Genomic DNA, 21,059 nt, shown 5'->3' on the forward strand with positions numbered 1-21,059 from the left:
CCTCATTCGGCTGCAACGGAGCTTTGCGCGACCAGCAGCAGCCAGCCGCCATAGAGGATGTAGTAGCTCGCCACCGCCGTGATGATGCGGTTGGCCCAGACCCGGAACTGCTGCTCGCTCATCGCCTCCAGGATGCGCCGCGCCAAGGTCGTGCCGAGCATCGACGCCGCGATCGCCACGACCGCGAGCACCGGATCGAGCTGCGCCGCCTGGTCGATGATCCCGCCGAAATAGATCAACTTGGTGAGGTGGCTCGCGACCTGGCAGGTCGCCTTGGTGGCGACGATCGATTTGCGATCGAAGCGCGCGCCGAGGAAGAAGGTGTCGAGCAGCGGCCCGGAGACGCCGGTCATCAGCATCAGCCCCATGCAGATCATGCCGTAGACCGCGCCCTGCCAGACGCTCTCCGGATCGGGCTTGAGCGAGGCCGGCATCAGCCGCGCCAGGAACGGCGTGACGCCGAGCAGCAGCAGCGCGACCGGCTTGTCCGGCACGTAGCGCACCAGCGCCCACAGCCCGAGCGCCAGCGCGCAGCCGATGAGATAGACCGCGACCGGCCGCCAGCGGATGTGCCGCCGCCACAGCACCGCGCGCCAGCCGTTGGAGGCCATCTGCGTCACCGCGTGCAGCACCATCGCCGCCGGCAGCGGCATGATCGCCAAGAGCACGCCGATCAGGATCAGTCCGCCGGCCATGCCGAACAGGCCCGACAGGAATGCGGTCGCCACCATCAGCAATCCGAGCGCTGCGATCAGGACGGGCGTCATGGCTGGTCTCCTTCGTCAGCAATGATCGCCTACTGGCGAGGCGAGCACAAACGGGGTTATCTTGCCCTCCATCAGTTTTCCTGAGGGCAACATGCGGCGGCTCCTGTTTCTCAACGGCATCAAGGCATTCGAGGCGGCGGCGCGGACCGGCAGCTTCGCCGCGGCCGGCAGCGAGCTCAACGTCTCGGCGGCAGCGATCAGCCGCATGGTCAACCTGCTGGAGCAGCGGCTCGGCGTGGTGCTGTTCGAGCGCAAGGCCAACCGTCTCGCGCTCACCGCGCCGGGGCGTGCCTATCAGAGCGGCCTGACGCCGATCTTCGATGCGCTGTCGAGTCTCACCGCGCAGATCATGGCGCCGTCGTCGATGCGGGTGCTGACGCTCGGCGTCGGCCCGACCTTCGCGATGAAATGGCTGATCCCGCGGCTGGCCGATTTCAGCACCGAGGAACCCGACATCGAGGTGCGCATCACCACCGGCGGCGCGGCGGTGCCGTTCGGCGACGATTGGAGCTGTGGCATCAAGCTCGGCGACGGCGCCTGGCCGGGCCTGGTCGCCGAGCCATTGTTCGCCGCCGATTTGGTGCCGGTGTGCACGCCGCGGCTCGCCGCGACGTTGAAACGGCCGAGCGATCTCAAGGGCCCGAGCCTGCTGCGGGTGTCGCATGCGGCGGAGGACTGGCCGCTATGGTTGAAGGCCGCTTGTGTCTCGCGCGTCAGCGCACGCGGCACCGAATTTCAATATTACGGCCACGCATTGCAGGCCGCGATCGACGGCCTCGGCGTCGCCATGGGCATCCGTCCCTATATCGACGACGACCTTGCCGCAGGACGTCTGGTTGCACCGTTCGCGCTGACCGTCCCGAAAGGCGAGCGCTGGTATCTCGTGTACCGGCATTTCCAGGCCGGACAACGCGATTTCGCGGCGTTCCGGCGCTGGATCATGCGCGCGGCCGGACAGCCCGCCTCGCGGAATTCGCAACGAAAGGAGGCGATGAAAAAAGACGCCAGTGTGTGAACCTGTTCACATATGGCTGGACCAATTCATGCTGTCGTTGCCGTTCGGGACATCCAGGACTGCGCAATGACGTACTTGTATGAGGATTTCGCCATCGAGCCGTTCGAGGCGGGACGCGGCTTGTGGCACGCGCGGATTCGCCGCGCAGACATGACTCCGGTGGTGATCAATGGCGTGTCGTTCCCATCGCTCGAGGTCGGCTTCGCATGGTCGGATGCGGACATGGCCGTTGCCGATGCCAAGAGCCACATCGACCGTTTCCGCAAGCGTTGGGGCTGAGCTCCGCAAGCGCATGCGTCGGCATTCGAGGCACACGACGGAGGATATCGACCCACCCCCGGGAAAAGACGGATAGCGCGGCGTGAAACAATCTCAGAGAGTGAAGTCTCAATGAGTCCACCTCCGCTGCCAGTTGGCTCAAAGGCGACATTGAAACGCCAATTCAAATGCCGAGTATATTCGTAATGCGGACTGCAATTCATGGCTGAGCCTGCCGTCAAACACCTCACTTATTCCGTGCGTACGCGATGCCCGGATTGCGATGCGGAGCTGAGCATCCTGAGCGTCATCAATGGCCGGGGCGGTTCCGAATATTGGGCGCTGCAATGTGTCGCCTGCCACGGCGTGCATCTCGATATCGTCGAGCAGCCGACCAAGCATTGATCACCGACACAGTGATCACGCCCCCAGCGACCACCGACACACGTCACGCTGGCTGATCCGCTCGGCGCTTCATCGAATGGTTGCTGTGCCGACGCGATCGACAGCGTGATTTGCTTTTGCGTCATCGCGGCGCGGTCGCCTTACGTACGTTTTCGATTCCATAGCGCGCGCAGCTTCACCGTCAGCCCCGCTTTCACCCTCCCCTCAAGGGGAGGTCGGCTCATGGGCGCGAGGCGCGCGTGAGCCGGGGTGGGGTGATCTCTCCACTTGCTCCGGTGTCTGCGGCTTCACCCCACCCCACCCCGCTCGCCCGCTTCGCGGGCGAGCGACCCTCCCCCTCCAGGGCAGGGCAATCGCATGTGACGGTCGCAGCTTTGTGCTCATCTTTTTCCACGTCGTCATGGCCGGGCTTGTCCCGGCCATCCACGTCGGCCGGCATGCTGAGAACGACGTGGATGCCCGGGACAAGCCCGGGCATGACGGAGTAACTAACTTGCAGGATCGTTCGTCGCGACGGCCTGGAATTTTCCAGATGCGATTGCCCTGCCCTCCAGGGGAGGGTGAGACCGAGATCGCAGCGCCTGCCGTCGTGATGATCCGGGCGATGGGCGGCGATGAAAGCGTGATGCCATCCCATCATGCCAGGATCGTTCCGCCTGCTGCCACCATGCTGTCAGCAGGGCTGGTGACAAGGCCCGATCGCTCTTTCATGTCGCCCCCTTCGGTCCCATATTCGGGCCATGGCGAAGACCCCCGACACCCCCAAAAAGCCCGGCCGTACCCCGAAATCCAAAGCGCATCGTCCCGATGTGCAGCCGATCGCGCCCGCGCTCGCGGAACTGCTGAACCCCGCGATCAATCGCGGCGAGAGCGGCATCGGTTCCTCCACCGGATTGAAGCCGCCGCCGGACAATTCCTGGGACCGCCGCAGCGGCGGCGAAGCCGCCGCGCACCGCGCGCGGGCGTCGACCAAGGGCAAGAGCGCGGATGTGGCGACGGGCGATGCCGCGCGGGGCATGCCGCTGCGGCCGAATCCGCAGCCGGTCGGTTCGCGCAAGACATCGGAGAGCGGAGGTCCTAGCGTTCCCCCACCCAACCCTCCCCCGCAAGCGGGGGAGGGCTCCAGGCGGCTGGCGCCTAACGCCGGAGCTGGCCACGCGCCGCTCGCCGGAGCCAGCGAAGACATCGGGACCGCGCCCCCAGCGTCCCCTCCCCCGCTTGCGGGGGAGGGTCAGGGTGGGGGCCTGCCACACGACGACCTGCTGATGGAGGGCAACGCAGGCGGATTCGCCGAAGCCCCCCAGGCCAATTTCGGCACCTCGGCCACCATCCCCACCCTCGATCCCGAGCTCGCGCGGCAGCTCGGCCTGCCGACGGCCGAGGACGACGAGGAAGCCCTCGCCCGTCCCCCGCGCAACAAGATGGAGGCGCTCGGCGTCAAGGCCACCGCGGAAGCGCTGGAATCCCTGATCCGCGAAGGGCGCCCCGAGTTCCGCAAGAACGACGGCTCGCTGAAGGTCTGGACCCCGCACCGCCCGCCGCGCCCGGAGAAGTCCGAAGGCGGCGTCCGCTTCGAGATCAAGTCGGCCTATGAGCCGAAGGGCGACCAGCCGCAGGCGATCAAGGAGCTGGTCGAGGGCATCGCGCGCAACGACCGCACCCAGGTGCTGCTTGGCGTCACCGGCTCCGGCAAAACCTACACCATGGCCAAGGTGATCGAGGCGACGCAGCGCCCGGCGATCATCCTGGCACCGAACAAGACGCTCGCCGCCCAGCTCTATGGCGAGTTCAAGAGCTTCTTCCCGGACAACGCCGTCGAGTACTTCGTCTCCTATTACGACTACTACCAGCCCGAGGCCTACGTCCCGCGCACCGACACCTATATCGAGAAGGATTCCTCGATCAACGAGCAGATCGACCGCATGCGCCACGCCGCGACGCGCGCGCTGCTGGAGCGCGACGACGTCATCATCGTCGCCTCGGTGTCGTGCATCTACGGTATCGGCTCGGTCGAGACCTACACCGCGATGACCTTCGCGCTGAAGAAGGGCGAGCGCATCGACCAGCGCCAGCTGATCGCCGACCTCGTCGCCCTGCAATACAAGCGCACCCAGCACGATTTCACCCGCGGCACCTTCCGCGTCCGCGGCGACGTCATCGACATCTTTCCGGCGCACTATGAGGATCGCGCCTGGCGCGTGAACCTGTTCGGCGACACCGTCGAGAATATCGAGGAGTTCGATCCGCTCACCGGACACAAGCAGGACGAGTTGGAGTTCATCAAGGTCTACGCCAACTCGCACTACGTCACCCCGCGCCCGACCCTGGTGCAGGCGATCAAGTCGATCAAACATGAGCTGAAGATCCGGCTCGACCAGCTGCACGCGCAGGGCCGCCTGCTCGAGGCGCAGCGGCTGGAGCAGCGCACCACGTTCGACATCGAGATGATGGAGGCGACCGGCAGCTGCGCCGGCATCGAGAACTACTCGCGCTACCTCACCGGACGCCTGCCCGGCGAGCCGCCGCCGACCCTGTTCGAATACGTGCCGGACAATGCGCTGGTGTTCGCCGACGAGAGCCACGTCACGGTGCCGCAGATCGGCGGCATGTTCCGCGGCGACTTCCGGCGTAAGGCGACGCTGGCCGAATACGGCTTCCGCCTGCCCTCCTGCATGGACAACCGTCCGCTGCGCTTCGAGGAGTGGGACATGATGCGGCCGCAGACGGTCGCGGTGTCGGCCACGCCGGCGGCGTGGGAGATCAACGAGGCCGGCGGCGTGTTCGTCGAACAGGTCATCCGCCCGACCGGATTGATTGATCCACCGGTCGATATTCGCCCCGCCCGCACCCAGGTCGACGACCTCCTCGGCGAGGTCCGCGCGACAGCACAGAAGGGCTATCGCTCGCTGATCACGGTACTGACCAAGCGCATGGCCGAGGATCTTACGGAATATCTGCACGAGCAGGGCATCCGCGTCCGCTACATGCACTCGGACATCGACACCATCGAACGCATCGAGATCATCCGCGATCTTCGCTTGGGCGCGTTCGACGCGCTGGTCGGCATCAACCTGCTGCGCGAAGGCCTCGACATTCCCGAATGCGCCTTGGTCGCGATCCTCGACGCCGACAAGGAAGGTTTCCTGCGCAGCGAGACCTCGCTGATCCAGACCATCGGCCGCGCCGCGCGCAACGTCGACGGCAAGGTGATCCTCTATGCCGACCAGGTGACCGGCTCGATGGAGCGCGCGATGGCCGAGACCACGCGCCGCCGCGAGAAGCAGATGGAGTACAACACGCTCAACGGCATCACGCCGGAGAGCGTGAAGAAGTCGATCGGCGACATTCTGAACTCCGTCTACGAGCGCGACCACGTGCTGATCGAAACCGGCGGCGGCACCACCACCGACGACGTCATCTCGATCGGCCACAATTTCGAGGCCGTGCTGGCCGACCTCGAAACCCGCATGCGCGAGGCCGCCGCCGACCTCAACTTCGAGGAAGCCGCCCGCCTCCGCGACGAGGTCAAGCGCCTCCGCGCCACCGAGCTCGCGGTGGTCGACGACCCCACCGCCAAGCAGCGCACGGTTCAGGACAAGGCGGGGGCTTACGCGGGCGCGAAGAAATACGGCGACGCCGCCAACCTGCCCACCGCGGCGATGAAGGGCCGCGGCGCGTCCGCGCGCGGCGGCACCAAGTCGCGCGAGCGCGACCCGCTGGCGCCCTCGATCGGTGATCTCGTTGGCTCTTCCGACCGCGACGGCGGTGCCTCGGCTCCCTCTCCCCGTCCTTCACGGGGTCGGGACGAGCGAAGCTCACCCTTGGAGGGTCGGGGTGAGGGCCGCCCCGCGGCGACTCCGTCCGGCTCGAAGGTCCACAAACCCCATCTCGACGAGATGCACGGCCCGGAATCCCTCCCCTACCGCCCAAACGCCAAGCTGCCGCCCAAACCCTTCGGCAGCACCAGCAAGATCATCCAGCCGACCAACTCTCGCGAGTCCGGCCCGGAGTTCGGCCCAGCGCCGCGGTCGACGGGTGGTGCGCCAGGGAAGCGGGGTGGCTGGAAGAAGCGGTAGGAGTGCGCCCATTGCGCCGCCGGCAAGCTAGTGGCGACGAACTCACGACTCATACTGCCGCTGTGGCTGCCCCTCACCCCAACCCTCTCCCCGTGAAGAACGGGGAGAGGGAGCGCACCGTCAGTATGGCGGGCAATTGCGAGAACGTGCCCGCGGGTGCGTTCATCACGAGGGACGAGACCGAAGCGCTCAGATCTGGACGATGAAAACCAGGTAGATCATCAGGCCAATCGTCAGGAATAACACGACAACACGACGCCAGTTGTAGGTGACGTCCGCCGATCGCGACCGCCATGCGTGACGGAGGAAGGCAACGACGCCGATCAGATAGATCAGTGCAAAGACGAGACCCCAGCCGTACTTCCAATAATCGTAGAGCGGGTCATGACGCCAACAACGCATGCAGCGTCCTGAACGAGGAGCATCGATCGATCAGCACGTTTGATCCTAGATCAAGCGGGCACGATAGAGAAGCGGCCGAGTCACGGTCGCCCGCTCGTCGGGCAAATCAGTCCGCGCTCCCGAAAACCTGTCCAGTCCCCTCCAACGAAAATAAACCGCTTGGCGACTTCGCCAAATCAGCATTACTCTCCGCCCGTTCCGTTGCGTCGGAGGGGACGTATCGCGGTCGTCATGGACGTCGGCAGCGGAATGCGATGGGCGTAGCGGATCGCAGCGTGGCTTCGGCCGCGCCGACGAACGGTTCGTTGCGCACGGCGAAATCGTGCGGTCCTGACACCCCGATGCTGGTGTCCAGCGCAAGGCGCGCGAGCGCATTGTCGCCATGGTGGCCAACAAGCCCGGCGCACCAGGGAGACCACGTATAAGTCGTAAAGCCATCGCGCAGGGAGGGCCGGGTGTGTTCGGCCAGACCTGTGGTGACTGCCGCCTGCTTTCTTTTCTGCAGGCGGGCCACGGGCGCGGCCAGCGCCCGGCCTTCCCTGCGCCCTTCACGTGAAGGGTGGAGATGAGATCAAAGCTCGGACGCACAACGCGCCGCGAGATCGCGGAGATGTACCTGCAGATGCTGTCTGTAGTAACGACAGACACCCCGCGTCATTGCGAGCGCAGCGACGTGTCCGCCGTAGCTCGCAGAGCGAAGGCGGACGCAATCCAGGGCCGCGCAAGGATTCTGGATTGCTTCGCTACGCTCGCAATGACGGAGTGTGGAGCGGCCTGATTGCCACGCACGCCGCTGTCATCGCCCGGCTTGACCGGGCGATCCAGTATGCCGCGGCGGCTGTGATAGATCGATGGGCCGCGGCGTACTGGATTCCCCGCCTTCGCGGGGAATGACAATGGAGTTGGCTGCAAGGTCTGCGCTCCGCCTCGCGATCAAGTTGGATGGAGCGGGCTGTTTGACACGTTGAAGGGTATGGAAACTGACGCCGCCTCACCCCATCGCCAGCGCGGCGACCGCGAGCAGCGCCAGCATCACGGTCGAGGCCAGCAGTTGCAGCGAGCCCTCCGGCTGGGTGCGCCAGCGCAGCACCTTGTCGGCGAGGCCGAGCGTCGGGTCGTAGAACTCGGCCGCATAGGCCTGCTTGAGCACGCGCGGATAGCGCGGGCCGAAAGCAGACGTCATCAGGACGTGGATGATGGTCGCGGTGGCAACGAAGCCGATGATGCCGGGACGCAGCGCAGTGCTGTGAGCGACCTTGAGGATGAGGGCCGCGCCGGCATAGGTCGGAATGGCCTGGAACAGCGCCGTCAGCAGCATGCCTTCGAGCAGATTCAGGGACGACGCCTTGGGCGAGACGGAGCTGGGGGACGAGACGGCGAGCATGGCTTGATCATCCGGTTGCGGCGGTCTTCCTCTGAAGACCAGACCGCTCCCGTGTAGCCGGAGCGCCTCGGCCGGACAGTGAGACTCGTCACGCAGCCGCGCCGCGCGCCTTGACGGATTGATCCGTCAAGTTAGCACAACGACCTCAACTACGTCCGACCCTGGCCGTTGACCTGGCCCTGCTGTTGCTGCTGACGCTCCTGCTCCTTGGCGCGATGACGGCCATAGAGACAGCCGGCGGCTGCGCCGAGCACGCCGTGGTGACCGGCATAATGGCCGGCGACGCCGCCGACGATCGCGCCCTTGATGCAGCCCTTGGCCTCGGCGGCCGGGGCGGAGAACAGCGCAAGCGCCGCGACGGACATGGCAACGGACTTGGCAAGAGAGTTGGCCAGGATGGTCTTCATGATCGAGCTCCCGAAATGATGCCCGTCAACTTCGAAGCGGGCGCCGCGGTTCCCGTGCGCAACTGCCATGCGAGCCCGCAAGGACTCTCGCGCGAACCTTTTGATCGCGTCGTATGACCTACGGCTTGAAAACCGATCGCGTCGATCGGCTGGCGCCAAGCATCCGTTCACCCTGCCCGCGTATTCTGCCTTAGTCCGGCGACGCTGACGGTTGACGGCCAAGGGCCGATATCAGCAAGACGTCCGGCAGTGACGCACGCCTTCCCGTCGACGGAGACAGGATGATCGAGCACATCAACAAGCAGCGGGTCCGCAAGCTGCTCGAGGCTCACGCGGCCGGCGATTTCGACGCCGTTCTGGCGCATTGCAGCGACGACGTCGAACACTTCGCCTCGGCGCCGATCGACATCTTTCCGCATCTCGGCGGCCGCCGCGGCAAGGCCGAGGTGCGGCAGATGTGGGAAGCCGCGCGCAACCGCTATTCCGAGGTCCGGCACGAGATCAAGACGCTGATCTGCGAGGGCGACCAGGTCGCCGCCGATCTCCGCATCTTCCTGCGCAAGCGCGACAACGACCGCATCGTGCAATACGACATCGCCGCCTTCTACACGCTGCGCGACGGCCGCATCACCCGCATCCGCGAGATCATGGATACCTACGATCTGGTGCAGCAGGTGCTGGAATGCGATCTCAGCCGCCTGGTGATCGCAGGTGCCTCGCGGCCCTGAAGCCGGAATCTCTGGCGTTCACGGAAACGTCACCGACGGCTGCGCCGTTGCGTTGAACCTGGTGCGCACGCCCCACACCCCATCAGCGGGTGCGGAGACGGGGGCGTTGACGACATGAAGATCGCATTTTTGGCCTTGGCAGGCCTGGTGATGGGCGTCGTGGGCGGCGCCACGATCGGAATCGGGCTCGGCCTGGCCTGGATCGAGATGTTCAACACCAGCGAGTTCGAAGGCTATGCGGGCATGCTGGTGTTCTTCACCTTCATGCCGCTCGGCGCGCTGGTCGGTGGCCTCGCCGGCGCCACGCTGTTCGGGATGGCCGCCTTCCGCGATCAGGAAGTGGCGGTGGCGCGGCAGCGGATGCCGCACGAGTACTGACGGACCGCTACCTTCCTGCCAGCGATCGGGCAGTGGCGTGCATTTGTGCAATGCAAAAACGCCCCTTGCTCGCGGAGGTGGTTGGCTTATGTGGAGGGTCCAAGAGATAGACAAGAATAGATTCGGCGCCCCGGCGCGACGTCCGCTGTGACGTTGCCGAGAGAGGGGCCGCCCCCGCAAGCCAGTTCAGGATCTGAAGCCGATGACGGAGCACAGCCTCTGGCGTCTGTCGCGCGCTTTGCACGCCGCGATCAACGAACGCCGTTTCGACGATTTTGCCGAAGCACTCGACGACGACATCGACTGGGCCATCTATGGACCGATCGACATGTTTCCGTTCCTCGGCGCGCGGCGCGGCAAGGAGGCCGTGATCGAGGCCGTCAGGCAGATCGCCGCCAATGTCAGCATTCGAAGGCTCGATCGCGAGACCCTGATGCTGGACGACAGCGGCGCGGCGACGATGGTCCGCTGCGCGATGACGACGCAGGATTCCGACAAGCCGATCACGGCGCGGCTCGCGCAATTCCTGCAATTCCGCGAGGGCAGGCTGTCGCGGGCCCGCATCCTGATCGACACCTTCGATCTGGTCGAGCAGACGCTCGGTCGTCCGATCGATCTGCCGCGGATCGGCAGCTTCGCCTGACCCCGCGCGACGGCTGTTGGATTGCAGTCACACTCACCGACAACCCAACACATCGTGACTGGCGCAGCCATAATTTTGCGCCAAGATTCCACCATATTCCGGCACACAGGTTCGGGCGGCGGGGGTTGCTCTCATGACATCTTACGGTTGCGCGCTGGCGGTTTTCACGGCCGGCTTCGGGCTACTTGCGTCGGCCGCGCAGGCGCAGTCGCTCATGCAGGCGCCGCAGCCGATGCAGATCGTGCCCTGGCAGCAGATCGCGCCGGCGGAGGACGAGGACAAGCCTGACGAGCAGGTCGCGGCAGCCGATCCGATGAAGGACATCGACGTCGACAAGCTCGACTGGAGTCAGCTGGCGATCGACGAGACAACTTTCCTCGACCGCCCGGAAGCCGCCGCTGCCGAGAAGCGCAAGGCGGCCGAGAAGGCCGCGGCGCTCGACTGGTCCAACCAGAACAAGGGCAATCTCGCCTCGGGTGTTTCGGTCAAGCAGTCGGTGTCGCCGTTCTGGGACGCGCGCGTCGGCGCCGACATGACGGTCGCGCGGCAGCCGACCACGATGTCGGAATTGCTGGCGGAGAAGGCCGAGAACGGCGGCAGCACGCCGCAATCCGGCGGCTCGGCCTGGGCCGCGGTCACCGCGCCGGGCGCGGGCTCGATCTGGGACAAGACCTCGATCGAAGCGCGGGTCGATCCCGGCTCGGATCAGGGCCGGCTCGGCACCACCATCACCAAGGCGGTGCCGATCGATCACTATAATCTGACCTTGCAGAACGGCTACAACGTCACTCAGCAGGGCGTGGTGGCGCTGCCGGGCGCGGCGACCAAGACCAGCCGCAGCTTCGACACCGAGCAGTCGGCCAAGCTGTCGATCGGCGAGACCGGCACCAGCGTCACCGCGGGTCAGACCCTGTCGTCGAATGACGACAAATGGCTGCGCAAGGTCGGCGCCGAGCAGAAGCTCACCGATGGCCTGACTGTCTCGGGCGCGATCGGCGAAACGCCGCAGGGGGGCACCAGCAAGAGCATTTCGGCGGGTTTCAAGCGGAGCTGGTAGCGTTTACGATTGCGGCAGCCCGCCACGAATGATCGAACGATCGCCGCAGCTTCGCCGCGGTGTGGCCCAATTTGGCCGCACTGATAGGCTTTGAGAATTTCGTCGTGCGGGGACACCGCGCTCGCTTGAACGCGAATTGAGGAAATAGCCGATGAATGTCAGTCGTCCGGACAAGATCGATGGAACCGAAACCGAGCTCGATACGGATCTGGCGGCGGTGTCCGAAGTCGAAGCCGGCATTCGTGATTTCGTTCGTAACGATATCGCCTATCTGCGCCGCCCCAATGCCGCCGCAGCGGCTGCCGAGCCCGCGATCGACGCCGATGCCGCGGTGAACAGCGTCACCTCGCTGATCCAGCGCGTCGCGGGCACCTCGCTGTCGGAGATCGAGAACCTGATCGGGGAGCTCGAGAGCCTGCGCGAGCTGCTGCATGCCGAGGGTCAGCGCGTCCAGCGCGAGATCGCGAGCTACGCCCAGCTCAGCCAGGCGGCGATGAAGTCGACCCGGGCGATCGCCGAGAACGTCACCCAGTGGAAGCGTGCCGCCGACGGGCTGCGCAGCAGCTGAGCGCAGCGTATTGAATGTGAACGAGAACCGCCGTGCGAGCCATCGCGCGGCGGTTTTCAGCTTTGAGCGGCCGTTCTTTGAACGTGGCCTGCCCGGCCCGCGACCAACCCCTGCCCTCCCCGGGGCGGACCAGGCGATGCAGGGCTGTCATTTTCATGGAAACGATCCGACCTGATAACACCGATCCCATTCCGCTGCGGCCACAGCCTCAGCGGATCGGGATCATCATGGTTCGGTTCGTCGGTTTGCTGGTGATTGCAATGGCGGTGCTTGTGCTCATCTGGAGCCGCTAGACCGCCGGCATGAAGACGGTTGTCGTCTTCGTCGTAGTTAACAACTACTTAAGGACGTCACTCTTCGATCGAGGCCGACGTCTCCAGCGAGTAAGAGCCATCGGCATAGCCCTTCACGACCATTCCCGTCGCGAGCATCACCGCGAGCGTCACGCTGGCAAAGATAAAGCCGAGGAGTTTCAGACCGCTGCGATCTGCCATACTCATCCCCCACATCCTGATCCCTGATTGGCTGTCTTATAGAGTCCGGGTTCAGAATGCGTTAGCGCGAAGTTCGTTCCGCCCCGACAATCCTATCGAGCGTGACCTTTTCGCCTCAACGGTTGTTCCGTCGCGGGACAAATGCCGATGCGAGTACCGAAAACACCAGCTCACCGCGCTGATTGATGCCGGTATTGCGCGCTTGCAGGATGCCCCATTGCGGGCGCGAGGCCGAGGCGCGCAGCGAATCAATCTCGCTGGAGAAGGTGATCGTATCGCCCGCGAGCACCGGCTTGAGCCAGCGCAGTTCGCGAAATCCGGGCGACGGTCCACCGACCGACACCGGCTCGCCGCGCGAGCGCGCGAGTTCGGCGAGCCGCTGATTGTCGGCGACGATCAGCTTCATGCAGACCGAGCCGATGTGCCATCCCGACGCCGCCAGCCCGCCGAACAACGAGTTGCGCCCTTCCTCCTCGTCGAGGTGGAAGCGCTGCGGATCGAATTGCCGCGCGAAACGGATGATGTCTTCGGCCGTGAACGTGTAGGAGCCGAGTTCGCGACGCTGGCCGACTTCAAGATCCTCGAAGAAGCGCATCAGCCCACCTCCGCGCCGGCCGCTCGGCGCTCGACGATGATCGGCGAGACCATCTCGCAGAGCCGCTCACCGGTCTCGTTACGCACGCTGCATTTGAAGGTGACGATGCCCGTCGACGGACGGCTGCGCGACACCCGCGCTTCCACGACCTCGACATCGAGCATCAACTCGTCGTCCGGCCGTAGCGGCGACATCCACCGGACCTCGTTGACGCCGGGCGAGCCGAGCGAGGCGGTGCGGCCGATGAAGCCCTCGAACATCATGCGCATCATCAGCGAGCAGAGATGCCATCCCGAGCCGGAAAGGCCGTTGAGCATCGACTGCTTGGCGGCCTCTTCATCGAGATGCATCGGCTGCGGATCGAACTCGGAGGCGAACGCGATGATCTCGTCACGCGTGACGTGTCGCGGGCCGAAGCTGCCGAAATGGCCTTGCGGAAAATCTTCGAAGGTGAGGGTCATGGGGATGGGAATGGCTGAAAGAAGCCCGATTGTGGCCGCACTTTGCAGCAATCACAACCGGGCCGCTCGCATGGCTGACGCCCGGTCCGGTCGTAAGAGAGCGCCAGAAGGCGCCTGATACCGGGCTGAGTTCGGCCGCCGCTGATGTCGTCTGGCGCCGGATTCGAGCAGGACTTAAAGACAGACGCGCGTTGCGATTCGGAAGGTGCTGGGGGATCAGGATGTTGGAATTTCGCGACTTGTTCCAGTGGGACCGCTTCATCACGCCCACCATCATCAAGACGTTCTACTGGCTGGTGATCGTGCTGATCATCCTCTCCGGAATTCGCGGCGTCTTCACGGGCCTCTCCGAGATGGCGATCAGCCCGTTCGGCGGTTTCCTGATGCTGTTGTCCTCGCTCGCCGGCATCATCGTCGGCATGGTGTTCTCGCGCATCATCGCCGAGTTCGTGCTGATCGTCTTCCGCATCAACGAGCACCTCGGCGCGATCCGTGAGCAGGGGCGGATGTAGCCGCCCCCAAGCCCCCTTAATTGTTGAAGCGGAAGTGCATCACGTCGCCGTCGGCGACGACATACTCCTTGCCTTCGAGCCGCAGCTTGCCGCCCTCGCGCGCCCCCGCTTCGCCACCGAGCGCGACGTAGTCGGCATAGGCGATCGTCTCGGCGCGGATGAAGCCCTTCTCGAAATCGGTATGAATCACTCCGGCCGCCGCCGGCGCCTTGGTGCCGCGGTGGATGGTCCAGGCGCGCGCTTCCTTCGGGCCGACGGTGAAGTAGGTGATCAGGTCGAGCAGCTGGTAGCCGGCGCGGATCAGACGGTCGAGACCGGCCTCTTCGAGCCCGAGCGTCTCCAGAAAGTCCACGCGCTCCTCGCGCGACAGGGTCGCGATCTCCGACTCGATCTTGGCCGAGATCACGACGGCGATCGCGCCCTCTTCCTTGGCGCGGGCGAACACCGCCTGCGAGAAGCTGTTGCCGTCCTTGGCCGAGCCTTCCTCGACGTTGCAGACGTAGAGCACCGGCTTCGAGCTCAAAAGGCCGAGCATGCCGAAGGCGCGCTCCTCCTCCGGCTTGCGCTCCAACAGCCGCGCCGGCTTGCCGTCGCGCAGCAGCACCAGTGCGCGGGTCACGAGATCGTGCTGCTCCTTGGCGTCCTTGTCGCCGCCCTTGGCCTTCTTGGCGAGGTTGTCGACGCGCTTCTCGAGGCTGTCGAGGTCGGCGAGCATCAGCTCGGTCTCGATGGTCTCGATGTCGGCGAGCGGGGCGATCTTGCCCTCGACATGGGTGATGTCGGAATCCTCGAAGCAGCGCACGACATGCGCGATCGCGTCGACCTCGCGGATGTTGGCGAGAAACTGGTTACCGAGGCCTTCGCCCTTGGAAGCGCCGCGCACGAGGCCGGCGATGTCGACGAAGGTCAACCGCGTCGGAATGATCTGGCCCGACTTGGCAATCGCGGCGAGCTTCTCAAGCCGCGGATCCGGCACGGCCACCTCGCCGACATTCGGCTCGATCGTGCAGAACGGATAGTTCGCCGCTTGCGCCGCCGCCGTCTCCGTCAGCGCATTGAACAGCGTCGACTTGCCGACGTTGGGCAGACCGACGATCCCGCATTTGAATCCCATGATCCGTCTCGCATCCTCTCACAGCGACAACCGCGCGCGCGTCACGCGGCGCCGGCGTCGCCCTTGTCCAGAAAACCCTTGGCCTGCAGCGCCAGATGCACCTTGTTGGCGAAGGTGGAGTCGCGCTTGCCCGTCAACAGTTCAGCATTGTCGGCCACTGCCTCGCACAGCGCCTCGACCCAGGGCATCTCGCTCTTGGCGAAGTCCGACAGCACGTGGCCATGCACCAGCTCCTTGACGCCGGGATGGCCAATGCCGAGCCGGACGCGGCGGTAGTCGTTGCCGAGGTGCGCCGAGATCGAGCGCAAACCGTTATGTCCGGCAATGCCGCCGCCGACCTTCACGCGCAGCTTGCCCGGGGCAAGCTCGAGTTCGTCCTGAAACACCGTGACATCGCCGACGCCGAGCTTGAAGAAGCTGGCCGCTTCCTGCACCGCGCGGCCGGACTCGTTCATATAGGTCGTCGGCTTCAGCAGGATGACGCGCTCGCTGTCGAGCGTGCCTTCCGAGGTCTCGCCCTGAAACCGGCGGCGCCAGGGCGAAAAGCGGTGGCGACGGGAAATCTCGTCCACGGCCATGAAGCCGATATTGTGCCGGTTGCGCGCATATTTCGCGCCGGGATTGCCGAGACCGACGAACAGCAGCATGGCGCGGCACCGGGACCTGCCGTCGCTCCGGGGCGCGCGGGTTGAGCCCGCGCGCCCCGGAGCGGATCGGCTTACTTCTTCTTCTCGGGGGCCTTGGCCGCGGCAGCAGGAGCCTTCGCAGCGGCGGCAGGCGCCTTGCCACCGGCAGCCGGAGCGGCGGCAGCGGGAGCCGCGGCAGCGCCAGCGGCAGCCTTCTGCTCCTCGCCATAGCCCGACGGCGGCACGATGGTGACGAGGGTCGCGTCCTCGCTACGCGACAGCGTCTTCACGCCGGTCGGCAGCTTGACGTCGGAGACGTGCAGCGAGTGGTTGATTTCCAGCGCGCTGACGTCGGCCTCGATGAATTGCGGAATGTTCTCCGCGAGGCACTCGAGCTCGAGCGTGTGGGTCACGATGTTGACCGTGCCGCCACGCTTCACGCCCGGCGAGCCTTCCGAGCCGACCACGTGCAGCGGCACGCTGACGCGGATGGTCGCGCCCTGGCCGAGCCGCATGAAGTCGACGTGGATCGGGAAGTCCTTGACCGGATCGAGATGGAAGTCGCGCGGGATCACCCGGTGCTTCTTGCCGTCGAGGCTGATGTCGAAGATCGTGGTCAGAAACCGGCCTGCGAGGATGCGCTGGCGCAGCTCGCGGTCTTCCACCGAGATCGGCAGCGGGGGCTGGTTGTCTCCATAAATCACTCCGGGCACTCTCCCGGCGCGACGCTCTGCCCGTGCGGCCCCCTTGCCGACTGACGGACGGGCGGTCGCCTTCAGTTCTCTGACGGTCGCCATCGTGTTAAGTCCTTGTTTTAAAAAGTTAAAGGCCGCAATGCGGCCCGTTGCTGGACGTCCCTCTCGGCAAGCCTCCAGGGGTGCGGGGGCCGCGGACGTGGCGGCCTTCTAGCCGCAAACCCGGGAAATGACAAGGAAATGAAGGGGGCTCCGTCCCCCGTCCCGTCCCCGCGCAGCCGCCGCGGCGTCAGCCGTCGGCGCTGCCGGTCCCCGGCTGACCGCCGGACGCGCCGCCCAGCTTGGCCTCCAGCGCCGCGATCCGCGCCTTCAGCGCCTCGTTCTCCTCGCGGGCGAGCCGGGCCATGTCCTTGACCGCCTCGAACTCCTCGCGCTTCACGAGGTCCAGGTCGTTCAGGATCTTTTCCGCCTGGTTGCGGATGACGGCATCGACCTCGCGCTTCATGCCCTGGGCCGCGCCGGCGGCGTCGTTCATCAGGCGGCCGATCTCGTCGAAAAACCGGTTGTTGGTCTGGGTCATGCTCAAGCTCCGCTGGCGCGACGCGCGCGATCACACAATGGCGATCCGGCCCGCCGGCTTCAAGATGCGCTCGTCTTGTCATGCCTCGGTTTCCTTGTCATCGTACTTGTGAGGCCGGCACGCCCTGCGGCATAAGCGGCCCGCGATCATGTCGCGCCAGGACCGTCTGTGATGGGGCGGCACCTGACCGACGCTTGCTCCCTCCGCGTGCGTGCTGAAGCGGGACGCCAGTCCACGAAAGTCCTCGAACAAAGTCACGGAATGACGCTTCTCCTCATCGACTTCCCCGTGTTCGATCCCGTGGCGATCGCGATCGGCCCCCTGGCAATCCGCTGGTACGCGCTGGCCTATATCTGCGGCATCGTGATCGGCTGGCTCTACGGACGGTCGCTGCTGAAGAAAGAGCGGCTGTGGGGCGGCCCAGCACCGGTGTCGCTGATCCAGCTCGACGACTTCATCCTGTGGGTCACGATCGGCATCATTCTCGGCGGCCGCACCGGCTATGTGCTGTTCTACAACCTGCCGCATTTCATCAAGCACCCGCTCGAGATCTTCCAGCTGTGGAACGGCGGCATGTCCTTCCATGGCGGCTTCATGGGCTGCGTGATCGCGGTGATGTGGTTCGCGCGCCGCAACGGCCTGCCGATTCTCTCTCTCGGCGACATCACCACCGCGGTCGCGCCGATCGGCCTGCTGCTCGGCCGCATCGCCAATTTCATCAATGGCGAATTGTGGGGCCGCCCGGCCGATTCCAGCGTGCCATGGGCGATGATCTTCCCGCGCGATCCGACCCATCTGCCGCGTCATCCGAGCCAGCTCTACGAAGCCGGCCTCGAGGGCATCATGCTGTTCATTGTGCTGGCGATCATGATCCGCTTCGGCGCGCTGAAACGGCCGGGGCTGATCCTCGGCAGTTTCATCGGCCTCTACGGCGTCGCGCGCATCGTCAGCGAATTCTTTCGCGAGCCGGACGAGCAGCTCGGCTTCTTCTGGAGCCACCTCACGATGGGCATGATCCTGTCGGTGCCGATGCTGATCGTCGGCGCGATCCTCGTTGCGCGGGCGCTGCGCAAGCCCAGCGGTCATCAAACCACTCCGTCGCTGCAGGCCAATCCGTGATCGAAACGTCTCCGCTCCACACCGAGATCAAGCGGCTGATCAAGGCATCGGGTCCGATGCCGGTCTGGCGCTACATGGAGCTGTGCCTGATGCATCCGGAGCACGGCTACTACATCTCGCGTGACCCGCTCGGACGCGAAGGCGACTTCACCACGGCGCCCGAGGTCAGCCAGATGTTCGGCGAACTGCTCGGGCTGTGGGCGGCCTCGATCTGGAAGGCGGCGGGATCGCCGCAAGAATTTCGGTTGATCGAGCTCGGGCCCGGTCGCGGCACCATGATGTCGGACGCGCTGCGGGCGTTGCGCGTGCTGCCGCCGCTGTACCAGACCATCTCGGTGCATCTGGTGGAGATCAATCCCGTCCTGCGCGAGAAGCAGAAGGCGACCTTGACGGGACTGCGCAACGTCAACTGGCACGAGAGCTTCGACGAGGTGCCGGACGGCCCGAGCGTCATCTTCGCCAACGAGTATTTCGACGTGCTGCCGGTGCACCAGATGGTCCGGCGCGAGACCGGCTGGCACGAGCGCGTGGTCGAGCTCGATGAGGAAGAGAACTTCGTCTACGGCACCGCCGCCGATCCGACGCCGGGCTTCGAGCTGCTGCTGTCGCCGCTGGTGCGCGCCGCGCCGGCCGGCGCGATCTTCGAATGGCGGCCGGATACCCAGATGATGGCGATCGCGCGCCGCCTCCGCGAGCAGCGGGGCGCTGCCGTGATCATCGACTACGGCCACGTCCGCAGCGACGTCGGCGATACGTTCCAGGCCATCGCACGGCACAGCTTCGCCGACCCCCTCAAGACGCCCGGGCTCGCCGACATCACCGCGCATGTCGATTTCGACGCGCTGTCGCGCACTGCGGAAGCGGTCGGCGCGCGCGTGCATGGGCCGATCACGCAAGGCGAGTTCCTGCAGCGGCTCGGTATCGAGACGCGGGCGCTGACCCTGATGCAGAAGGCGTCGCCCGAGGTCTCCGAAGATATCGCCAGCGGTCTCAAGAGGCTGATCGGCGGCGGCCGCGGCGGCATGGGATCGCTGTTCAAGGTGCTCGGCGTGTCCGACCGCTCGATCCCGGTGCTGGCCGGCATCAGCGACGAACACACCAACGACAAGACGGGAGGCGCGTGATGCTGGTGTCATCGGATGTGATGTCCGCGATTCCGGGCCTGCGCCACGCCTTCTTCACCCGCGAGGGCGGCGTCTCCGGCGGCATCTATGCCGGGCTGAATGGTGGCCTCGGATCGAATGACGTACCGGACGATGTCCGGGAAAACCGCCGCCGCATGGCCGCGCATCTCGGCGTCGCGCCCGACCACTTCCTCAGCCTGCACCAGATTCATTCGCCCGATGTCGTGGTCGCCACCGGGCCGTGGGACGGCGCCGTCAGGCCGAAGGCCGACGCGCTCGTGACCGCCACACCGAATCTCGCGATCGGCGTCACGACAGCCGACTGCGGTCCGATCCTGTTCGTCGATCCCGAAAGGCGCGTCATCGGCGCCGCGCATGCGGGCTGGAAAGGCGCGCTGACCGGCGTGCTCGAAGCCACGCTGCAGGCGATGGAGCAGCTCGGTGCCGAACGCGGGCAGATCATCGCGGCGATCGGTCCGCTGATCCGGCAGCCGAGCTACGAAGTGGGACTCGAATTCGTGACCCGCTTCGTCGATGACGATGGCGAGCATGCGCGCTTCTTCCTGCCCGCCGAGCGCGCGGGCCACGCGATGTTCGACCTCGGCGGCTTCATCCGGATGCGACTGGAAAAGGCCGGCGTGCTGCTGATCGACGATCTCGGTGTCGACACCTATGCCGATGAGCGCTTCTTCAGTTACCGCCGCTCGGTGCACCGTAAAGAACCGGACTACGGCCGGCACGTGCACGCGATCATGCTCGAAGGCTGAAGCTGGGCGCCATTGTGGCCGCATCTGGATTGCTTAACCCTTTCTCTACAACTGAGTGCGTTCTGTCCCATTCTGTGGCAGCGGCGACCTAGACGTTAATCGATTTTAACGATATCGCTCCCGATGATGACGGGAGCGCCGACACCACTTCGACTGATCAGCCGCGCGACGCAGCACGCCTGCGTTGCCGCCGTGCTGATCCTGTCCGCGGCCACGCTGGGCGGCTGCGCGAGCAGCGGCAGCGGGGGTCCTGCCAATGCCTATGCGATGGCGCCCGCCGCTGATGGCGCGACGATCGCGTTCGAACAGATCGACGGCCCGCCACCGCAGATCTTCGACCGCATGGTGAACGTGCTCGATAGCGAGTCCAAGCTGCGCAGCCTGGCCATCGTGTCGCGCGAGGCGCCGTCCGCCTATCGTGTCCGCACCTATCTTTCGGCGCAGGTCCTGAGCGGCAAGAGCGTGATCGCCTGGGTGTTCGACGTCTACGATCGCAATCAGCAGCGCGCGCTGCGCCTCTCCGGCGAAGAGCCGATCGGCCGCGGCGGCCGCGATCCGTGGGCAGCGGTCGATGACATGGTGCTGCGGAAGATCGCGCAGGCCGGCTTCAGCGGCCTCGCCAACATGCTCAATGGCAGCGCACCCGCCGCCACCACGCCGCCGGCAGCGCCCGCGCCCCGAGGTCCTGCGATTGCAGCGGTCGAGCCGGCCTCGCCCGCCTCCGACGGCACCAGCGTCGCCGCCCTCGGCTACACCGACCATTAGGCAAAGCGGCGCATTTTGCGCCGTTTTTTGACCGGGAAAACACCCGCGGCGGGTTGCCAGCGGCGCTATGTCCTTGATATCACCTCGCCCGTGCAAAACTGCCGGTTCCACGGATAGCC

General features: G+C 65.6%; 26 protein-coding genes. 14 read left to right on the forward strand and 12 right to left on the reverse strand.

The genetic code is table 11. The features are described 5' to 3' along the window. Positions 1-2 precede the first annotated feature (2 nt). Positions 3-767, reverse strand: coding sequence for a TSUP family transporter (locus ACQR1L_RS24635; protein ID WP_434860509.1), 765 nt, complete (start codon positions 765-767; stop codon positions 3-5). 91 nt (positions 768-858) lie between these two features. Here ACQR1L_RS24635 and ACQR1L_RS24640 point away from each other — a divergent pair, with 91 nt between their 5' ends. The 4 genes from ACQR1L_RS24640 (at position 859) to uvrB (ending at position 6,521) form a co-directional block, all read left to right on the forward strand. Then, the gene (locus tag ACQR1L_RS24640) at positions 859-1,782 is read left to right on the forward strand and encodes a LysR substrate-binding domain-containing protein (protein WP_434860510.1); all 924 of its coding nucleotides are present in this window, start codon (positions 859-861) and stop codon (positions 1,780-1,782) included. Positions 1,783-1,848: 66 nt separating this feature from the next. Next, a complete protein-coding gene (locus ACQR1L_RS24645; RefSeq protein WP_434860511.1) occupies positions 1,849-2,061 on the forward strand; it encodes a hypothetical protein in 213 nt (70 codons plus the stop codon). A gap of 201 nt (positions 2,062-2,262) precedes the next feature. Beyond that, positions 2,263-2,445: a hypothetical protein gene (locus ACQR1L_RS24650; protein WP_434860512.1), complete on the forward strand. Its 183-nt coding sequence runs from the start codon at positions 2,263-2,265 to the stop codon at positions 2,443-2,445. A 740-nt stretch (positions 2,446-3,185) separates the two neighbouring features. Continuing rightward, positions 3,186-6,521 (forward strand): excinuclease ABC subunit UvrB, encoded by a 3,336-nt coding sequence (gene uvrB / locus ACQR1L_RS24655; RefSeq protein WP_434860513.1) that lies wholly within the window; start codon positions 3,186-3,188, stop codon positions 6,519-6,521. 189 nt (positions 6,522-6,710) lie between these two features. Here the strand turns inward: uvrB and ACQR1L_RS24660 are convergent, their stop codons facing one another. From ACQR1L_RS24660 to ACQR1L_RS24675, 4 genes are all read right to left on the reverse strand, one after another. Beyond that, positions 6,711-6,923 (reverse strand): hypothetical protein, encoded by a 213-nt coding sequence (locus ACQR1L_RS24660; RefSeq protein ID WP_434860514.1) that lies wholly within the window; start codon positions 6,921-6,923, stop codon positions 6,711-6,713. Positions 6,924-7,152: 229 nt separating this feature from the next. Next, positions 7,153-7,437, reverse strand: a complete 285-nt coding sequence (locus tag ACQR1L_RS24665) for a hypothetical protein (RefSeq protein WP_434860515.1) — start codon at positions 7,435-7,437, stop codon at positions 7,153-7,155. 477 nt (positions 7,438-7,914) lie between these two features. Then, the gene (locus tag ACQR1L_RS24670; RefSeq protein WP_434860516.1) at positions 7,915-8,307 is read right to left on the reverse strand and encodes a hypothetical protein; all 393 of its coding nucleotides are present in this window, start codon (positions 8,305-8,307) and stop codon (positions 7,915-7,917) included. Between the two features lie 149 nt (positions 8,308-8,456). Next, positions 8,457-8,714 carry a hypothetical protein gene (locus tag ACQR1L_RS24675; RefSeq protein ID WP_434860517.1) on the reverse strand — a complete coding sequence of 86 codons (258 nt, stop codon included), beginning with the start codon at positions 8,712-8,714 and terminating at the stop codon, positions 8,457-8,459. A 281-nt stretch (positions 8,715-8,995) separates the two neighbouring features. On the opposite strand from ACQR1L_RS24675, the gene ACQR1L_RS24680 reads away from it, so the two are divergent. The 5 genes from ACQR1L_RS24680 to ACQR1L_RS24700 all read left to right on the forward strand — a co-directional run bounded on the left by ACQR1L_RS24680 (position 8,996) and on the right by ACQR1L_RS24700 (position 12,088). Further along, positions 8,996-9,442: a nuclear transport factor 2 family protein gene (locus ACQR1L_RS24680; RefSeq protein WP_434860518.1), complete on the forward strand. Its 447-nt coding sequence runs from the start codon at positions 8,996-8,998 to the stop codon at positions 9,440-9,442. Positions 9,443-9,556: 114 nt separating this feature from the next. Further along, the gene (locus ACQR1L_RS24685; protein WP_434860519.1) at positions 9,557-9,820 is read left to right on the forward strand and encodes a hypothetical protein; all 264 of its coding nucleotides are present in this window, start codon (positions 9,557-9,559) and stop codon (positions 9,818-9,820) included. Positions 9,821-10,022: 202 nt separating this feature from the next. Then, entirely contained in the window at positions 10,023-10,463 is a 441-nt protein-coding gene (locus ACQR1L_RS24690; RefSeq protein ID WP_434860520.1) for a nuclear transport factor 2 family protein, read from the forward strand. Positions 10,464-10,596: 133 nt separating this feature from the next. Continuing rightward, a complete protein-coding gene (locus ACQR1L_RS24695) occupies positions 10,597-11,520 on the forward strand; it encodes a hypothetical protein (RefSeq protein WP_434860521.1) in 924 nt (307 codons plus the stop codon). 151 nt (positions 11,521-11,671) lie between these two features. Continuing rightward, complete coding sequence (locus ACQR1L_RS24700; RefSeq protein ID WP_434860522.1) at positions 11,672-12,088, forward strand: hypothetical protein; 417 nt, start codon at positions 11,672-11,674, stop codon at positions 12,086-12,088. Between the two features lie 350 nt (positions 12,089-12,438). Here the strand turns inward: ACQR1L_RS24700 and ACQR1L_RS24705 are convergent, their stop codons facing one another. The 3 genes from ACQR1L_RS24705 to ACQR1L_RS24715 all read right to left on the reverse strand — a co-directional run bounded on the left by ACQR1L_RS24705 (position 12,439) and on the right by ACQR1L_RS24715 (position 13,638). Beyond that, complete coding sequence (locus ACQR1L_RS24705; protein ID WP_434860593.1) at positions 12,439-12,588, reverse strand: hypothetical protein; 150 nt, start codon at positions 12,586-12,588, stop codon at positions 12,439-12,441. Positions 12,589-12,697: 109 nt separating this feature from the next. After that, on the reverse strand, positions 12,698-13,177 hold the full coding sequence (locus ACQR1L_RS24710) for a MaoC family dehydratase (RefSeq protein WP_434860523.1): 480 nt from the start codon (positions 13,175-13,177) through the stop codon (positions 12,698-12,700). Continuing rightward, positions 13,177-13,638 carry a MaoC family dehydratase gene (locus tag ACQR1L_RS24715; protein WP_434860524.1) on the reverse strand — a complete coding sequence of 154 codons (462 nt, stop codon included), beginning with the start codon at positions 13,636-13,638 and terminating at the stop codon, positions 13,177-13,179. The genes ACQR1L_RS24710 and ACQR1L_RS24715 overlap by 1 nt, the downstream gene beginning before the upstream one ends. Positions 13,639-13,859: 221 nt before the next feature. On the opposite strand from ACQR1L_RS24715, the gene ACQR1L_RS24720 reads away from it, so the two are divergent. Next, positions 13,860-14,150, forward strand: coding sequence for a DUF4282 domain-containing protein (locus ACQR1L_RS24720; protein WP_035644382.1), 291 nt, complete (start codon positions 13,860-13,862; stop codon positions 14,148-14,150). Positions 14,151-14,166: 16 nt separating this feature from the next. Here ACQR1L_RS24720 and ychF read toward each other — a convergent pair whose 3' ends face one another. The 4 genes from ychF to ACQR1L_RS24740 all read right to left on the reverse strand — a co-directional run bounded on the left by ychF (position 14,167) and on the right by ACQR1L_RS24740 (position 17,165). After that, positions 14,167-15,264, reverse strand: coding sequence for a redox-regulated ATPase YchF (ychF, locus tag ACQR1L_RS24725; protein ID WP_009029536.1), 1,098 nt, complete (start codon positions 15,262-15,264; stop codon positions 14,167-14,169). A 41-nt stretch (positions 15,265-15,305) separates the two neighbouring features. Beyond that, positions 15,306-15,911: an aminoacyl-tRNA hydrolase gene (gene pth / locus ACQR1L_RS24730; protein ID WP_006609263.1), complete on the reverse strand. Its 606-nt coding sequence runs from the start codon at positions 15,909-15,911 to the stop codon at positions 15,306-15,308. Between the two features lie 71 nt (positions 15,912-15,982). Then, entirely contained in the window at positions 15,983-16,687 is a 705-nt protein-coding gene (locus ACQR1L_RS24735; RefSeq protein WP_172112399.1) for a 50S ribosomal protein L25/general stress protein Ctc, read from the reverse strand. A 187-nt stretch (positions 16,688-16,874) separates the two neighbouring features. Further along, complete coding sequence (locus tag ACQR1L_RS24740; RefSeq protein ID WP_434860525.1) at positions 16,875-17,165, reverse strand: accessory factor UbiK family protein; 291 nt, start codon at positions 17,163-17,165, stop codon at positions 16,875-16,877. A gap of 261 nt (positions 17,166-17,426) precedes the next feature. On the opposite strand from ACQR1L_RS24740, the gene lgt reads away from it, so the two are divergent. The 4 genes from lgt to ACQR1L_RS24760 all read left to right on the forward strand — a co-directional run bounded on the left by lgt (position 17,427) and on the right by ACQR1L_RS24760 (position 20,940). Continuing rightward, positions 17,427-18,284, forward strand: a complete 858-nt coding sequence (gene lgt / locus ACQR1L_RS24745; RefSeq protein WP_434860526.1) for a prolipoprotein diacylglyceryl transferase — start codon at positions 17,427-17,429, stop codon at positions 18,282-18,284. Beyond that, entirely contained in the window at positions 18,281-19,408 is a 1,128-nt protein-coding gene (locus tag ACQR1L_RS24750) for a class I SAM-dependent methyltransferase (RefSeq protein WP_434860527.1), read from the forward strand. Before lgt ends, ACQR1L_RS24750 begins: the two co-directional genes overlap by 4 nt. 20 nt (positions 19,409-19,428) lie before the next feature. Beyond that, positions 19,429-20,175 (forward strand): peptidoglycan editing factor PgeF, encoded by a 747-nt coding sequence (pgeF, locus tag ACQR1L_RS24755; RefSeq protein ID WP_434860589.1) that lies wholly within the window; start codon positions 19,429-19,431, stop codon positions 20,173-20,175. 123 nt (positions 20,176-20,298) lie between these two features. Beyond that, positions 20,299-20,940: a hypothetical protein gene (locus ACQR1L_RS24760; RefSeq protein ID WP_434860528.1), complete on the forward strand. Its 642-nt coding sequence runs from the start codon at positions 20,299-20,301 to the stop codon at positions 20,938-20,940. Positions 20,941-21,059: the final 119 nt, after the last annotated feature.

It is taken from the genome of Bradyrhizobium sp. HKCCYLR20261 (assembly GCF_051168435.1).
GTDB lineage: Bacteria > Pseudomonadota > Alphaproteobacteria > Rhizobiales > Xanthobacteraceae > Bradyrhizobium.

Bases quoted from the DNA above. Each gene is read 5' to 3' on its own strand.
- ACQR1L_RS24670 (WP_434860516.1), bottom strand. From the start codon at position 8,307: ATGCTCGCCGTCTCGTCCCCCAGCTCCGTCTCGCCCAAGGCGTCGTCC.
- ACQR1L_RS24715 (WP_434860524.1), bottom strand. From the start codon at position 13,638: ATGACCCTCACCTTCGAAGATTTTCCGCAAGGCCATTTCGGCAGCTTC.
- ACQR1L_RS24685 (WP_434860519.1), top strand. From the start codon at position 9,557: ATGAAGATCGCATTTTTGGCCTTGGCAGGCCTGGTGATGGGCGTCGTG.
- ACQR1L_RS24675 (WP_434860517.1), bottom strand. From the start codon at position 8,714: ATGAAGACCATCCTGGCCAACTCTCTTGCCAAGTCCGTTGCCATGTCC.
- ACQR1L_RS24640 (WP_434860510.1), top strand. From the start codon at position 859: ATGCGGCGGCTCCTGTTTCTCAACGGCATCAAGGCATTCGAGGCGGCG.
- ACQR1L_RS24720 (WP_035644382.1), top strand. From the start codon at position 13,860: ATGTTGGAATTTCGCGACTTGTTCCAGTGGGACCGCTTCATCACGCCC.
- ACQR1L_RS24740 (WP_434860525.1), bottom strand. From the start codon at position 17,165: ATGACCCAGACCAACAACCGGTTTTTCGACGAGATCGGCCGCCTGATG.
- ACQR1L_RS24690 (WP_434860520.1), top strand. From the start codon at position 10,023: ATGACGGAGCACAGCCTCTGGCGTCTGTCGCGCGCTTTGCACGCCGCG.
- pgeF (WP_434860589.1), top strand. From the start codon at position 19,429: ATGTCCGCGATTCCGGGCCTGCGCCACGCCTTCTTCACCCGCGAGGGC.
- ACQR1L_RS24645 (WP_434860511.1), top strand. From the start codon at position 1,849: ATGACGTACTTGTATGAGGATTTCGCCATCGAGCCGTTCGAGGCGGGA.
- ACQR1L_RS24700 (WP_434860522.1), top strand. From the start codon at position 11,672: ATGAATGTCAGTCGTCCGGACAAGATCGATGGAACCGAAACCGAGCTC.
- pth (WP_006609263.1), bottom strand. From the start codon at position 15,911: ATGCTGCTGTTCGTCGGTCTCGGCAATCCCGGCGCGAAATATGCGCGC.
- ACQR1L_RS24635 (WP_434860509.1), bottom strand. From the start codon at position 767: ATGACGCCCGTCCTGATCGCAGCGCTCGGATTGCTGATGGTGGCGACC.
- ACQR1L_RS24680 (WP_434860518.1), top strand. From the start codon at position 8,996: ATGATCGAGCACATCAACAAGCAGCGGGTCCGCAAGCTGCTCGAGGCT.
- ACQR1L_RS24705 (WP_434860593.1), bottom strand. From the start codon at position 12,588: ATGAGTATGGCAGATCGCAGCGGTCTGAAACTCCTCGGCTTTATCTTT.
- ACQR1L_RS24695 (WP_434860521.1), top strand. From the start codon at position 10,597: ATGACATCTTACGGTTGCGCGCTGGCGGTTTTCACGGCCGGCTTCGGG.
- ACQR1L_RS24660 (WP_434860514.1), bottom strand. From the start codon at position 6,923: ATGCGTTGTTGGCGTCATGACCCGCTCTACGATTATTGGAAGTACGGC.
- ACQR1L_RS24650 (WP_434860512.1), top strand. From the start codon at position 2,263: ATGGCTGAGCCTGCCGTCAAACACCTCACTTATTCCGTGCGTACGCGA.
- ACQR1L_RS24760 (WP_434860528.1), top strand. From the start codon at position 20,299: ATGATGACGGGAGCGCCGACACCACTTCGACTGATCAGCCGCGCGACG.
- uvrB (WP_434860513.1), top strand. From the start codon at position 3,186: ATGGCGAAGACCCCCGACACCCCCAAAAAGCCCGGCCGTACCCCGAAA.
- lgt (WP_434860526.1), top strand. From the start codon at position 17,427: ATGACGCTTCTCCTCATCGACTTCCCCGTGTTCGATCCCGTGGCGATC.
- ychF (WP_009029536.1), bottom strand. From the start codon at position 15,264: ATGGGATTCAAATGCGGGATCGTCGGTCTGCCCAACGTCGGCAAGTCG.
- ACQR1L_RS24710 (WP_434860523.1), bottom strand. From the start codon at position 13,177: ATGCGCTTCTTCGAGGATCTTGAAGTCGGCCAGCGTCGCGAACTCGGC.
- ACQR1L_RS24735 (WP_172112399.1), bottom strand. From the start codon at position 16,687: ATGGCGACCGTCAGAGAACTGAAGGCGACCGCCCGTCCGTCAGTCGGC.